We start from the raw sequence: 13,185 nt of genomic DNA on the forward strand, positions 1-13,185 counted from the left end.
TCTAAAAACAAAAGGCTTAAATTGTTCGGATTTAGGCCTTTTGTATATTTGAATGAATACGGCTTTCATAAAGTCGGGATAGACCAAATTATTGAGTCAGTAAATAACAACCAAATCAAATGCTTTGAAGCACGATGCCCACGTTTGTTTGTGATAGTTTAGTTTTTATATTTCTTTCGAAATTGGATTGGCGTCATTCCTGTCCATTTCTTAAAGGCACGTGTGAAATTTGTAGGCTGTATATAGCCGAGATAAAGTGCAATCTCTTGTATTTCCATATCACTATTAAGTAATAAGTTTTCAGCTTCTTTTTGTTGAGCTTCTTCGAGTAATTGCAAATATGAAGAACCGACTTGGCTTAAATGGCGTCTTAGTGTTCGGCTAGACATATTTAAGCGATTCGCAATTTCATCAAATGTGGGGTAACCCAGTTGTGGTTTTAAATTTAACTCTGCTTTTACGGTCAGGCATATATCTTTAATTTGTTCGGAAAAGCGGAGTTGCTCAGCTTCACATTGGGCTAGAGCTTGTTTGAAAGCAATTGGATCTGCCATTTTAATAGGTAAATCTAGAAGCTGTTTTTTATACCGAATTTGATTAGTCGGTTGATTAAAATGAATAGTAGGTAAGAGGTGTTGATAAGCTTTGTGATAGCTAGGTTCTGACCAGTCAACTGATAACTCAATATCAGCTAAATCATGTTCTCTTAAAAATTGACCAGCTTGAATCACGCCAATCATCAAACACTCATAAAAAAACCGTCTTAGCGTTTCTGCTTGTGCGGCTTGATTGCTGACAACAGGGTGAGTTTCTTTAATTTCAATAATTGAAAATTCATGCTCATCTAGCAGGGCAATACGATAATCTTTTAACCGCATGTTAAAGAATTGTGTTGAAACCTCAATGGCCTGCCGTAAATTGGGGCTGCTCATTAAGGCATATCCCATTGGCCCATGGGCAGTTAAACGCAGTTTTATTCCATACTCATATCCCAAGCCAGAATCTTTCGACAATATTATGCTTTCCCATGCCAGTTTAGACCATTGCATAGGGGTAATTCGGGCGTCTAATTGGTCTAAAAGTGTTAAGGGAATTTTACTTTTTTTCAAAATCTCAATCGCAGAAAACCCTTTGTCTACCATAATTTCTAATAATAAATGAGCATAAGAAATAGGAATGCTGGCTTTGGATAGCCCATAGGGATCTTTCATATTCTTTTTTTTGTTGTGGCCGAAAATGATTATCAGTATGTCTGATCTACATCTCACGCTCAAGTTAAAACTTCGGAATAATCAATTTATTCTATTTTGAGCAAGAATTATGAGTCTACCTATTCCACGAGCCTCATCTCGCGTTGTGATTACAGGTACTTCATCGGGCATTGGTGAAGAGTTAGCAAAACAGTTCGCTTTACGAGGCTATTCCTTAGTTTTAGTCGCTCGCCGTGTCGAAAAATTAGAAGTACTGGCTGAAAAATTAAAAGCTGAATATCAAATATCTGTAGATTTATATCCATGTGATTTGGGAGATAGACAAGCTAGAGCTAAGTTTCGTCAGTATTTAGAAAGTATTGAGGTTTCCATTCTTTGTAATAACGCAGGTTTTGCAACTTTTGGAAGACTTCAGGAGTTAGATGCAGATCGAGAACGTGAAGAAGTCGAAGTCAATAGTGTGGCAATTCACGACCTGACTTTAGCGGTGTTGCCACAAATGCTCAAACGAAAATCCGGAGCAATACTGATTGTAGGCTCTACTTCTGGTCATCAACCCACTCCGGCAAATGCCACATATGCGGCAACTAAAGCATTTGCAAACTCATTTGCAGAGTCTTTACATAGCGAACTAGGTGGTACAGGGGTGACTTGTACTTTACTTGCTCCGGGTCCTACTAAAACAGGTTTTAATGAAGTTGCTGGAATTACCAAAATTGATGGAGTCGGTGGCAATTTTGTTTGGGTAACAGCAGAACGAGTAGCTAAAGAAGCGATTCAAGGTATGGATTGCAATCGCCGTATTGTGATTCCCGGTTTTATTGCGCAGGCGCAAACTTTTGGGGGACGTTATACCCCGCGCATTATCTTGCTCCCAATTCTGAAACAAGTATTTTCGAGATTAAAATCATGAGACAACTCATCAATGATTTAAGTGTTCCAGTGGGCTTAGCCAATCTTGGCAATAAGCTGTACCACAATGCGCAGTATTTAACAGCTGTTGTTGAAGTTGATGAAAAAATCATGGCTCGTTGGTTACCGTCTGGAATGACGCTGGTTCAGCCTGCCAGAGCTGATTTGTTCTGCGCTTATTTCCCTGAAAATGTCTATACGGGTGCTTACCATGAAGCGGGTTTATTCGTTCATATTAAAGTAGGCAATAAAACAGGAATCTTTTGCCCTTGGATGATTTTAGACGATGATCGCGCCATGATTATTGGACGTGAGTTGCTTGGCTATCCTAAAAAGATTGGTGAGATTAGTTGGGAAAATGACGGCAAACGTATTGTTAGCAATGCCTCACGCCGCGGTACAACACTCATTGAAATGGATGCCAAGCTTGGTGAAGTCATTGATGATGCACCTCCAATTTTAGGACTACCACATCGTAATATCACAGGTGGATTAGGCCTTGGTTTACCACGAGAGGTTCGATTTACTCCGAAAGAACATCCACTTGAAGTCCGTCGTGTAGAAATGAACTTACGTTTTACGGGTACTGTAAATGATCCTTTACACGATATGGGACTAGGTAAAGTCATTGAGGCAAGATTACATCGAGTTGATTTATCGGGTGGGTTAATTCCTCCAATTCAAATACCTCGTCTACGCACGCCGTTATTTTTATTGCGCCAATTTAATCCTCGCGTTTTATAACTGGAGAATAAAGATGAATGCGTTCTTTAAGTCAAAACAAACACAAGATTTTTCTAAAATCTCGGCTTCAATTGATATTCCTGTAAGAACAATGGATTTTACTTTTCCAGATGAAATTCCTGAGTTCTGGTTTGATAACAATGCCTTACTTACGATGTTGTTGACTGCATTATCGAGCGCATTTCCAGATGGTGAACGTCAATTTATTCATAGTGTGCGTAATTATCAGGCAAAAATTGAAGATCCTGTTCTACTTAAACAAGTCCGTGCTTTTATTGGTCAAGAAGCACATCACGGTAAAGAACATGACGTGCTCAATGCTGTCATGCTGAAAAAGGGTTATCCCGTAGACCGAATTTATAAGCGCTTTAAAAAAATGAATCGCTTGATGCAAGAGCAATTCTCTACAGCTCATCAGCTTGCATGCACCGTATGTATGGAACACCTCACAGCAATTCTAGCTGACTATTTTATTAGTACCGCACCCCAAGATTTAGAGTTGTTTAATACCCATGTCAGAAAAATCTGGGCATGGCATGCGATTGAGGAAACCGAACATAAAGCTGTAGCTTTTGATGTATATCAGTCTTTGGTCAATAGACCTTATTTCTTACGGCTGGTGATGTTAGAAACCACGCTTTCTTTTCTTATCATTACCACCAGAGGAACAACCGAACTGTTAAGAGCTTCTGGAAAACAACGAGATTTAAAAGAACTTTATCAAGGTTTCCGTTATTTGTTTGGAAAACAAGGTTTAGTTAGACGGATTGGCAGACATTATCTCGACTTTTTCTCCGCAGATTTTCACCCTTGGCAGCATGACAATCGGGACATGATGAACTTATTAAAAAAACAATATTTCAATGAAGAGCTGCTGAAATAATCAAAAGTTGGTGCTTGTGCAGTACTCACAGAACAAACAATTTTAGGAATAATTATCATGACACAGTCTACATCTACAAATTCTCCGTTACAGCAACCATTAAAATTGGCATGTGGCATAACCATACCCAACCGTATTGCAAAGTCGGCCATGAGTGAACAATTAGCTGATCGACACGGCTCACCCACCACAGACTTACAGCAACTCTATGCAGCATGGGCAAGGGGTGGAACTGGGTTGTTAGTTACGGGCAATGTGATGATTGACCATCGTGCCTTTGTTGAACCAAGAAACGTCGTTTTGCAAGATGAGCAATTTTTACAAGCAAATAAGTTATGGGCTCAGGCTGCTAAAGCCAATGGCAGCAAAATTATTATGCAGATTAACCATCCGGGTCGTGTTGCGGTTTTGCCACTTTTGAAAAAGCCGATCGCGCCCTCAGCAGTCGGGCTTGATTTACCTGCTATGAATATTATTCGTATTCCACGAGCGATGACTGAAGCAGATATTTTAGAGCAAATTAAACGCTTTGCTACAACCGCAGAGCTTGCTGTTAAAGCAGGGTTTGATGGCGTACAGGTTCATGCCGCACATGGTTATTTACTCTCGCAATTTTTGTCACCACTCTCAAACGTTCGGACAGATGGGTGGGGTGGCAGTCCTGAAAATCGACGCCATATGTTGATCGAAACGGTTCGAGCTGTACGAGCTGCAATAGGCAAAGACAAAATATTAAGCGTAAAACTCAACTCTGCCGATTTTCAAAAGGGTGGTTTAAGTCAGGAAGAGTCTCTACAAATTGCATTAGCTTTAGAAGCAGAAGGGATCGACCTCTTAGAGATTTCAGGCGGGAATTATGAATCTCCTGCACAGTTAGGCTATGCACCAGATCGTTCTGCTCAGCGTGATGCATATTTTATTGACTATGCCACCGCGCTTCGCAAACAAAGCAAATTACCACTGATGTTAACAGGTGGGCTGCGAGATGTAGATTTTATGAACCATATTGTTGCCAATGGTACGGTCGATTTGGTTGGATTGGCTCGGCCTTTTGCAGTACAGCCAGATTTAGCCAAACAACTGTTAGCCGGAAAATCGGTATTAAAACCAGCAAAAATTCCAGCGGTTGGATATAAACCAGTAGATGCTTATTTGCAACTCGGTTGGCATGCAGCGCAATTTCGCCGTATTAGCAGTGGGCAAAAACCGAAAGCAATTAAGGGATTAATCCGTACATTGATTGCCTTTGGTCCACGTATGGGCTTTAACATTCTGACTCAAGATTAGTGGTAAAAGCTTTTGCTATAAGGAGTTGTTATCATGAATAGTTTAATCAGACAAAACCATGTCATTGTTCCGCGGCGTCCTGTCTTTAATTTTACTGAAACGCCATGTCATTGGATTTATGATGATCCAATCGTTTCACAAATATTAAATTCAATTAACCCGATTACACCTGCACCAGAACGTTGGTTTTGTCAGACGTTTAGAGATGCATTGCCTTACATTCAAGATGAAAAACTTAAAGAGGCTGCAATTGCTTTCATTAAACAAGAGGGCGCTCATAGTTATGGGCACACTCTCGGAACTCGGCACATAGAGGCGTTAGGGATTGATTTAAGTCGTTATACCCAGATGACGAATTGGATATTTAATGACATGATTGGTCCCAAACCATTAGGCTATGAATTGAAGCATCCACGCTTAAAGTCGATGTGGCTAACGACCCGATTAGCAATGGTGGCTGCTGCCGAACATCTGACTGGAGTGTTAGGACATTGGGTTCTCAATGCAGAGGGACTACAACAAGCGCCTGTCGATGTAGAAATGCTACGTCTGCTGCAATGGCACGGGGCCGAAGAGGTAGAACACCGTGAAGTAGCCGATGCAATGTTTAGATATTTTAGCAATAGCAATGTACTTCGAGTGGGGGCAGCGGTTTTCACGTTCCCCCTATTTATTGTTTTGGCTTATGTTGCTGTCGAAAATCTAGTAAAACAAGATGCGCAATTACCGCATTGTTTTCGTTTCAAAGATTATTTCCGAGCAGCTCGACAAGATCGTGTGCCTAAGGTTGACGATATAATACGTGCCTGCTTGCGATACTTTAAGCCTCATCATAATCCTTTAAATGAGGGATCGACTGAGCAAGCATTGGCATTTTTAACAAGTATAAAAGAACTTAATTAATTATTTCAAAGTGCCTTTAAAATAATTAATAATATAATCTGAAATTAAATCAGGTTCTTCTGAGCTAAGAGCATGACCTGTATGTGGTATTTCAACATATACGACCTGATCACCTAATTCCTGTTTTAATTTTTGACCATTTAATTCAGGAGGAGCTATGAAATCTTCACCAGCTTGAATGATTAAGAATTCTTTTCCACCCGCTTTCTTAAAGAATTCTCCATTCATCATTTGACCTGCATTAATTTGTGCTAATGCAAGATTAGGGTACCAACCTGTATACCAAACACTTGGATCATTTCCTGGGGCAAAAAAGGCACATTGAATAGCATCTAATCGTTCTTGTCTTGGTAAATTTAAATTAAAAGAATTTAACAGGCATTTTCTTTGTGCTTGATTTAAATCTTCCTCCCCACCTGATGCCATTAAAACTAATTTATCAACAGATTTAGGATATAAAGTTGCGATTGTTCTTGCTAAACGGTTTCCGAAAGCATGTCCAATAAAACTGGCTTTTTCGATCCCTAATTTTTGAAATGTTTTGATAATATCTTGTGCGAACATACTCATTGAAGCATTTGCTGGTGTCAAATCACCTGTACTATGTCCAATCCCTCTAGGCTGGATTAAAATCACTTGATAACCACTTTTAACTAATTTTGATGTAATTGTAGATTTGTATTCTTCTGTAAAATCTTCAACACCTCGACCTAATGAGGGAAGAATAGTGACATATTCTCCTTGGCCTTTTACTAAGCTATAAATTCGGACATGACTAGTGGCATCTCCATGCTCAACTAAAGTGTTAACTTGTAAATATTTATTGACTTCAAAATTATCTTTATTGGGAATTGTTGGTGATGTTTCTACGATAGGACTATCTGTCTTATCATTATTACATGCTGTTAGACATAAATTAGACATTAAAATACTTACAACGAAAGCTCTTTTAAACATTTTTTGTATCCTTACAATGATTGTTGTTTATAGCAAAGTGGTATGGAAATCTCACACTTTTCTTTTTAATCTAAAATCCTTACATAGAAGTGGTCTGTTGAAAGCATAATCATGATACTGCGGTCTAATGATTTTTTAGGAAGCCTCGTTAGATATTGCGCTATATCAATAACAGCATTAGGGACATTATCTTCAACACCATTTGTACCGTCAGTATGACTATTGAGGACAATAAGTTCATCACTTTTCCCGGCAATCGTTCCTACGATATTCTTCGTTGTCACATTCCTTTCTCCATCTGTGGTTTTATCTTAATTTTTGAATGCTATAAGTTTTCAATTGGATTTAGACAAGACTCAATAATGATCTGCAACTTAAAGCACAAGGCTAAAATTTTCTCACAATCCCTTTGCTGATTTATACTTTTCCAAAGTACTGATATTATTCAATGAACCATCATGATAAATGTAAATAAAAAAAGAAAGAATAATGTATATGGGACATGAGATTGTGATTTTAGGGCATTATTAAAATGTTATAGATAATGGAAGATATTTACCTCGCAAGATGAAATATATAGTTATTCATTTTGGGGAGATAGATTTTTTTGATATTGCCCCGGAGTGGAAGAGGTCAATGCTCTAAACCAATTTATAAATGAGTTGCTTGTATTAAATCCTAAAGATTTAGCTATTGATTCGACAGTATTTTCTTTATTGTGAAGATGAATTTTAGCGAGTTCAAAGCGAACCTCATCCAAGATTTGACTATAGCTATTACTCTCTAGCTGTAAATTTCGACTTAAAGTTCTTTCATTCATACCTAGTTGTGAGGCTATAATTTTTCTTGATACTTTACCTTGATGAAGCATAAGGCGAATTCTGGAGCGTACTTGTTCAATCAGAGTTGTTTTTATGGTCATCTGTTTTATGAGCTTTCTAGCTAATTGTTCGACTGTGTCATATAAGACGGCATTCATAGTCCGCAATGGCATGCTAAGGGCTTTTTCGGAAAGAATTAAAGCTGATTCTGGCTGGCCAAAATATACAGGGCATTGAAAAGTTTGTTCGTAAATACGTAGTAAATCTAAATTATTATTTGCAATTTCATGGTTGAAATGGACGGCGAGTAAATTGGGATATCCATTATCTCTTACCAAGCGTACTAGCATAGACCAATAACCGAGATTGTATTCGGTTGCACACCGTATAAATATTGGATTTAAGGATCTACACGCCCATCCCCAATAAATAAGACCAGACTCTTTTTTTAATGATATCTTGCCAATCCTTCCTATTAACTGTTGATATCGTTGCATCATTTCTATGGCATCGCCTAGCGTACCACTTAAAGGAACTAGGTGACCTAAAACTCCATATGCTGCCGGATCAAGCCGCTGTAAAAGCTTTAATCCAATAAGTGGGTCATGATTAATATGATAGCAATAGGTAACTATACGTTCTAAATAGTACAGTGGAATACATGCATTGGGATCAACTAATGATTCTTCATCAATGCCACTTGCAGAGAGTAGATCTTCTCTGCTTGTTTGGAACATAGTGGCATTGTCTAGAATATGTTTAATCAGGCTAACTAAAACAGCACTGTCAATTGGTAGGTCTTCAGAAGATAAGTTCATTTCCATTGATCCCTATACTTTGTCTCTTTTTTTAGGGCACTCGTAATTATAACAAAGTAGGGGGTAAGAGTACTACACAAACCTACAGTGTGCGTTTAACTCTAAGTCATCTTATATAGTACATATCATTATCTTTTTATCTAAAAATATATCTAACTCGATAAACGTTATAGAGAGGCTTTGGAATGCTGTTATAAAAGCAAATTGTTAAGCCAATATTTAAGGTTTTTCTTAATTGTGTAATTAAATGAAAAACAATAATTAATTAAATATTTTCTAGCCAATTTCACATTGACACCTTAAATATTGAAGATTACCATTTGCGGGCTGGCCTACATTGCCAGTCGGTTGTCGCAGACCGCATAATAACTCCCGCATCAGAGCTTTTCCTTCTGAGGAATAGCCTTGTGTGGTGTACCACTCGTTCCCTCCCGTAGCGGTAGGACGGGAGAGGGACACCTTCGGGTGTGCTAGTTTGAGTTATTACTAGTCTGCGAACCCTCTTCCGTTCTGCCACCATAATTTATAATGCTTTGGCAGAACTCCCAATAGAAGGAGTTGGCTTTGCACATTCATAAATTATTGGCAGTCTTTGCCAAAAGCTATATCGACACAACTTAAACTTTTTAAAACAATTTGATCGCCATTAGGCTTATCGGACTTTAAATCGTCACGACTAAAAAACTTAGTAACAATAAAACTTGAGATGTGCCAAGCACAGTCTTTACGGCTTTGCTATGCCTTTTTTTTCTCCCAAAAAGGGTAATGGTTTTTATATCTCATTTAGAAACAACAAGAATTTATAACGGTAAAACTATGCCAACTTTAGAAACATCTTCCAAAAAATTACAGGTTATTCATACCGCAATAGAGCTGTTCAATCTCTATGGATTTCACAATACGGGCGTGGACTTAATTGCCAGAGAATCCAAAATTCCTAAAGCTACTTTTTATAACTATTTTCACTCAAAAGAGCGGCTTGTTGAGAGGTGCGTATCTTTTCAAAAAGATGGCCTTAAACAAGAGGTGATTTCAATTATCCATGTTCAAAAAGAATTAACCCTAGTTGAAAAACTGCGCAAGATTTACTTTTTACATGCCGACTTAGAAGGGCTTTATCATTTGCCGTTTAAAGCCATTTTTGAAATTTCAAAAACACATCCCAAGGCTTATCAGGTTGTAGTTGACTATCGAAATTGGTTGATCAAGGAAATTTATAATTTACTTTTAGCAACCAATGAAAATGCTTCAAAACAAGATGCACACATGTTTTTGTTTGTGATTGATGGGGCGATGGTCCAGCTTTTGGACCCGAACAAACCAGATGAACGGAAGAGATTGCTTGAGTATTTTCTAATTTCTTGGGGGTAAGTTAGGTGTAAGGATGAAGTCGAACCTTACCATTATCAAATTTACCCTCAAAGCCCAATTCTAGTGACGCTGTTATAGCTTGTAAGTCAGGGGCAGGAGTGCTGTATAGTTTTATTTATCAGGATGCACAGCCCATACGATTAATAGCAATCTAAGTGTTTCAATCTGCGTTAAAGAAATATAAAGAAAGCCCTGAACAATCAGGGCCTTCCAATATAAACTTAACGTGCGTCTTAAAACTTAGAAAGAGATTGTTTCACCATCTAAAGGAATCAATACTTTATCTTGAATACCTTTTTCTTTTACATATTCAGAGAGCTGGGCACGTGATACAGACATATGGTTAATTGCATCCATATGTACAGCAACAATTTTAGCCTTAGGTGCTTTTTGACTAGCGTGATAAGTATCTTCTTTACCCATGATAATGGATTCTTTATATCCGTCCATCAATGCATTACCTGTATTTAATACAATCACTTCTGGTTTAAATTTCTCTATAGCTTGATCGACCTCGGGACGCCAAATAGTATCACCAGCAATATAAATTGTTTCATGACCAACTGCTTCAAAAACCATACCCATGGCTTCACCTAAAGCGGCTCCTAGCTTAGTATTGCGATACATCTCATCAGTACCATGTTGGCCACCGATTTTAGTTATTTTGACCCCTTCAAATGTCGTCTGAGTTAAGATACGTACATCCTTAAAACCTTGAGACCGAATGGTCTTTTGATCATCTTTATTTTGTACAAAAACAGGCATGTTCTTTGGTATAGCTGCTTGTGCAGCATCATCCCAATGATCTAAATGAGTATGTGTAACGATAATGGCGTCAACACCTTCTAAAATCGTTTCAGGTTTAATAGGCAAATCTACCAAGGGATTACGCAAATAACTCCGGTAAGTATTTGGGAATCCTTCATAAAAACCTTTTTTTGCAAACATTGGATCAACTAAGAAAGTGGTATCTGCATACGTAATTTTTACCGTTGCATTACGAATTTCTTGCAAGTGAGTTATCTTCGAAGTGTCTCTTTGGGTACTGTCATTCGCATATAAACTGAATGAAGCCGTTGCTAAAGTAATAGCGAGTAGAGAACTATTTAAGATTTTTTTCATATCTAATTCCAGATAATTTACTGATATTGGAATTATGAGGAAAGATAAAAATATAGAAAATTGTCCTTAAGGACAACTATCGAAACTATTAGGACAAAATGCTATATTTATACTTTTCACGGTTGAAGAATTTGTATGGAAATACCAGTCATTGGACTATTTGTTTATCCCAATATAAATCCATTCCATTTTTCTATTCCCCATATTATTTTCAATATAAAAATTGAGGGTAAGAGCTTATTTAAGCTAAAAATATTTTCGATTGATGGACAACCTGTAAAAACTGAACAATCAATGGTAATTATTCCTGATGGAGGAATAGAACTAATCCCTGAATTTGATCTTATCGTTATTCCTGGTTGGGATGATTTTAACCATAAGCCAGAACCTTCTCTTATTGAAAGCCTTCAACAAGCGTATCAAAAAGGGAATAAACTTGTTGGTCTTTGCTATGGCACTTATGCACTAGCGTATGCTGGTTTGTTAAACAATAAAAAAGCCACTACGCACTGGTTGGCTGAACAAGATTTTAACGAAAGATTTCCTGATATTAAACTCGATTCAGATGCTCTTTATATAGAAGACCAGAGAATTATTACATCTGCTGGTACAGGAGCAGCTCTTGACTGTTGTCTATATTTAGTTCGTGAAATATATAACGCACAAATTGCGAATAAAGTATCTAGAGTCATGGTCATTCCTCCACATCGAGAAGGGGGACAGGCCCAATTCATTGAACAACCTGTGGCGAATTCAAGTCAAGATGCGCAAATTAATGTCTTGCTCGATTTTCTAAGAAAAAATTTAGCTCAGCAGCATAGTATTGAAGCATTAGCTGAACAATCACATATGACACGTAGGACATTTACAAGGCATTTTAAAAAAGCGACTGGAATGACTTTGGTAGAATGGATCAATGCAGAAAGAATTATGTATAGCTGTGAATTATTGGAAACAACGAAACTGTCTATTGAACAAATAACCGAGCTCTCTGGTTTCAATAATACGGTTATGTTTAGGAAAAAGTTTCGTGAAAAATATGGCACAAGTCCTCAAGCTTGGAGGAAAGCTTTTGGCAGTATTGAGGAAAAATAATTAATCTCTCAATAATGAATTCATATTTCCCTTAATTTTTTAAGATATCCTATAAATTATTCATAATCTGCAATAGTTGCGCCTTACACCATACTATTTGGTGTTCATGGGACTTTTGCTGATCCCAATATAAATTCATTTGGTATCCAGCTATATCAATGGGGAGTGGATGCACCTTAATTTGAGGATAATTATCTTTAAAATAAGCAACTTGGCATTGCGGAATCGTGAGTAAATGGTCCGTTTGTGTAATTAATCGGATTGCAGTTTCATATTGTTGGCAGCGGAAACTAATTGTTCTTTTGATCCCTTGTTTAGATAAGAAAAAATCTTCGAAGACACGACCTGTGGGACGAGAGGACACAGTAATGTGCTTAGCATCTAAATAAATTTCTTTGGTTAGGTCAGTAGATGATAATAAGGGATGCTGCTTGCGACTTATTACCACAAACTGATCTTTAGTACAGCATTCATAACCAATGCTCTCTTCAACAGAATGTTGAACATCAATCGCAAAATCGATTTTACCCGTAGAAAGCTCATGTCTTAAGTTTTTACGATCAATGCGTACGCTATTTAACTGCAAATTAGGATTAAATTGAGTTAAGTGTTGAATAATAGAGGGTAAAAAAATCCCTTCATACTCATCATTCATAGCGATGGTGAGATGCTTTAAATCTCGTGCTGGCACAAAGTCATAAGTGCTTTGAATTGCTTGATGCATCAGTTGCAATGACTGTTCAATTTTAGGCCATAAACGTTTGGCTAAGGGTGATGGAACAACACCATGCCCATCTCGAATAAAGAGTGGGTCATTAAAATGATCGCGTAAACGGGCCAACGCATGACTAACAGCAGGTTGACTTAAAAAAAGTTGTTCACTCGCACGTGTTAGATTTTTTTCTTTATAAATTGTGACAAACACCCGAAATAGATTGAGATCAATACGAGCGAGAGAGGCGACATTATTATTCATTTCATTCATGGTTTGTTATTCAAACAATTCATTTTATTCATTGTAGCAAGTTAGGTATGGTCAGGAAATAGCACAACAAATAGAG

At 37.6% G+C, this 13,185-nt stretch carries 13 protein-coding genes; 7 read left to right on the plus strand and 6 right to left on the minus strand.

Annotation, left to right across the window (positions count from 1 at the left end):
* Positions 1–158: 158 nt before the first annotated feature.
* Positions 159–1,211: an AraC family transcriptional regulator gene (locus HL290_RS04375; protein WP_198495705.1), complete on the minus strand. Its 1,053-nt coding sequence runs from the start codon at positions 1,209–1,211 to the stop codon at positions 159–161.
* A 109-nt stretch (positions 1,212–1,320) separates the two neighbouring features.
* Here HL290_RS04375 and HL290_RS04380 point away from each other — a divergent pair, with 109 nt between their 5' ends.
* The 5 genes from HL290_RS04380 to HL290_RS04400 are packed head-to-tail and all read left to right on the plus strand — an operon-like array spanning position 1,321 to position 5,940.
* The gene (locus HL290_RS04380) at positions 1,321–2,124 is read left to right on the plus strand and encodes an SDR family NAD(P)-dependent oxidoreductase (RefSeq protein ID WP_198495706.1); all 804 of its coding nucleotides are present in this window, start codon (positions 1,321–1,323) and stop codon (positions 2,122–2,124) included.
* Positions 2,121–2,867 carry an acetoacetate decarboxylase family protein gene (locus tag HL290_RS04385; protein WP_198495707.1) on the plus strand — a complete coding sequence of 249 codons (747 nt, stop codon included), beginning with the start codon at positions 2,121–2,123 and terminating at the stop codon, positions 2,865–2,867. The genes HL290_RS04380 and HL290_RS04385 overlap by 4 nt, the downstream gene beginning before the upstream one ends.
* Positions 2,868–2,880: 13 nt before the next feature.
* Entirely contained in the window at positions 2,881–3,750 is an 870-nt protein-coding gene (locus tag HL290_RS04390; protein WP_198495708.1) for a metal-dependent hydrolase, read from the plus strand.
* 57 nt (positions 3,751–3,807) lie between these two features.
* Positions 3,808–5,037 (plus strand): NADH:flavin oxidoreductase/NADH oxidase family protein, encoded by a 1,230-nt coding sequence (locus HL290_RS04395; RefSeq protein WP_198495709.1) that lies wholly within the window; start codon positions 3,808–3,810, stop codon positions 5,035–5,037.
* A gap of 33 nt (positions 5,038–5,070) precedes the next feature.
* Positions 5,071–5,940, plus strand: a complete 870-nt coding sequence (locus HL290_RS04400; RefSeq protein WP_198495710.1) for a metal-dependent hydrolase — start codon at positions 5,071–5,073, stop codon at positions 5,938–5,940.
* On the opposite strand, the gene HL290_RS04405 is transcribed toward HL290_RS04400, so the two are convergent.
* From HL290_RS04405 to HL290_RS04415, 3 genes are all read right to left on the minus strand, one after another.
* Positions 5,941–6,897 (minus strand): alpha/beta fold hydrolase, encoded by a 957-nt coding sequence (locus tag HL290_RS04405; RefSeq protein ID WP_017389712.1) that lies wholly within the window; start codon positions 6,895–6,897, stop codon positions 5,941–5,943.
* Between the two features lie 65 nt (positions 6,898–6,962).
* Complete coding sequence (locus HL290_RS04410; protein WP_198495711.1) at positions 6,963–7,181, minus strand: M28 family peptidase; 219 nt, start codon at positions 7,179–7,181, stop codon at positions 6,963–6,965.
* Between the two features lie 296 nt (positions 7,182–7,477).
* Positions 7,478–8,542 carry an AraC family transcriptional regulator gene (locus HL290_RS04415; RefSeq protein WP_198495712.1) on the minus strand — a complete coding sequence of 355 codons (1,065 nt, stop codon included), beginning with the start codon at positions 8,540–8,542 and terminating at the stop codon, positions 7,478–7,480.
* An 810-nt stretch (positions 8,543–9,352) separates the two neighbouring features.
* On the opposite strand from HL290_RS04415, the gene HL290_RS04420 reads away from it, so the two are divergent.
* Complete coding sequence (locus HL290_RS04420; protein WP_198495713.1) at positions 9,353–9,907, plus strand: TetR/AcrR family transcriptional regulator; 555 nt, start codon at positions 9,353–9,355, stop codon at positions 9,905–9,907.
* 240 nt (positions 9,908–10,147) lie between these two features.
* Here HL290_RS04420 and HL290_RS04425 read toward each other — a convergent pair whose 3' ends face one another.
* Complete coding sequence (locus HL290_RS04425; protein WP_198495714.1) at positions 10,148–11,029, minus strand: MBL fold metallo-hydrolase; 882 nt, start codon at positions 11,027–11,029, stop codon at positions 10,148–10,150.
* Positions 11,030–11,164: 135 nt separating this feature from the next.
* Between HL290_RS04425 and HL290_RS04430 the strand changes: the two genes are divergently transcribed.
* Positions 11,165–12,124 carry a GlxA family transcriptional regulator gene (locus tag HL290_RS04430; RefSeq protein ID WP_198495715.1) on the plus strand — a complete coding sequence of 320 codons (960 nt, stop codon included), beginning with the start codon at positions 11,165–11,167 and terminating at the stop codon, positions 12,122–12,124.
* Between the two features lie 49 nt (positions 12,125–12,173).
* On the opposite strand, the gene HL290_RS04435 is transcribed toward HL290_RS04430, so the two are convergent.
* Positions 12,174–13,109 (minus strand): LysR family transcriptional regulator, encoded by a 936-nt coding sequence (locus HL290_RS04435; RefSeq protein ID WP_198495716.1) that lies wholly within the window; start codon positions 13,107–13,109, stop codon positions 12,174–12,176.
* Positions 13,110–13,185 lie beyond the last annotated feature (76 nt).

Origin of the sequence: Acinetobacter sp. AC1-2 (genome assembly GCF_016124155.1) — a bacterium.
In the GTDB taxonomy this organism is placed as follows: Bacteria; Pseudomonadota; Gammaproteobacteria; order Pseudomonadales; family Moraxellaceae; genus Acinetobacter; species Acinetobacter calcoaceticus.

What these genes read in the sequence shown, in the direction of transcription:
- HL290_RS04375 (WP_198495705.1), bottom strand. Translation starts at nt 1,211, where the DNA reads ATGAAAGATCCCTATGGGCTATCCAAAGCCAGCATTCCTATTTCTTAT.
- HL290_RS04380 (WP_198495706.1), top strand. Translation starts at nt 1,321, where the DNA reads ATGAGTCTACCTATTCCACGAGCCTCATCTCGCGTTGTGATTACAGGT.
- HL290_RS04385 (WP_198495707.1), top strand. Translation starts at nt 2,121, where the DNA reads ATGAGACAACTCATCAATGATTTAAGTGTTCCAGTGGGCTTAGCCAAT.
- HL290_RS04390 (WP_198495708.1), top strand. Translation starts at nt 2,881, where the DNA reads ATGAATGCGTTCTTTAAGTCAAAACAAACACAAGATTTTTCTAAAATC.
- HL290_RS04395 (WP_198495709.1), top strand. Translation starts at nt 3,808, where the DNA reads ATGACACAGTCTACATCTACAAATTCTCCGTTACAGCAACCATTAAAA.
- HL290_RS04400 (WP_198495710.1), top strand. Translation starts at nt 5,071, where the DNA reads ATGAATAGTTTAATCAGACAAAACCATGTCATTGTTCCGCGGCGTCCT.
- HL290_RS04405 (WP_017389712.1), bottom strand. Translation starts at nt 6,897, where the DNA reads ATGTTTAAAAGAGCTTTCGTTGTAAGTATTTTAATGTCTAATTTATGT.
- HL290_RS04415 (WP_198495712.1), bottom strand. Translation starts at nt 8,542, where the DNA reads ATGGAAATGAACTTATCTTCTGAAGACCTACCAATTGACAGTGCTGTT.
- HL290_RS04420 (WP_198495713.1), top strand. Translation starts at nt 9,353, where the DNA reads ATGCCAACTTTAGAAACATCTTCCAAAAAATTACAGGTTATTCATACC.
- HL290_RS04425 (WP_198495714.1), bottom strand. Translation starts at nt 11,029, where the DNA reads ATGAAAAAAATCTTAAATAGTTCTCTACTCGCTATTACTTTAGCAACG.
- HL290_RS04430 (WP_198495715.1), top strand. Translation starts at nt 11,165, where the DNA reads ATGGAAATACCAGTCATTGGACTATTTGTTTATCCCAATATAAATCCA.
- HL290_RS04435 (WP_198495716.1), bottom strand. Translation starts at nt 13,109, where the DNA reads ATGAATGAAATGAATAATAATGTCGCCTCTCTCGCTCGTATTGATCTC.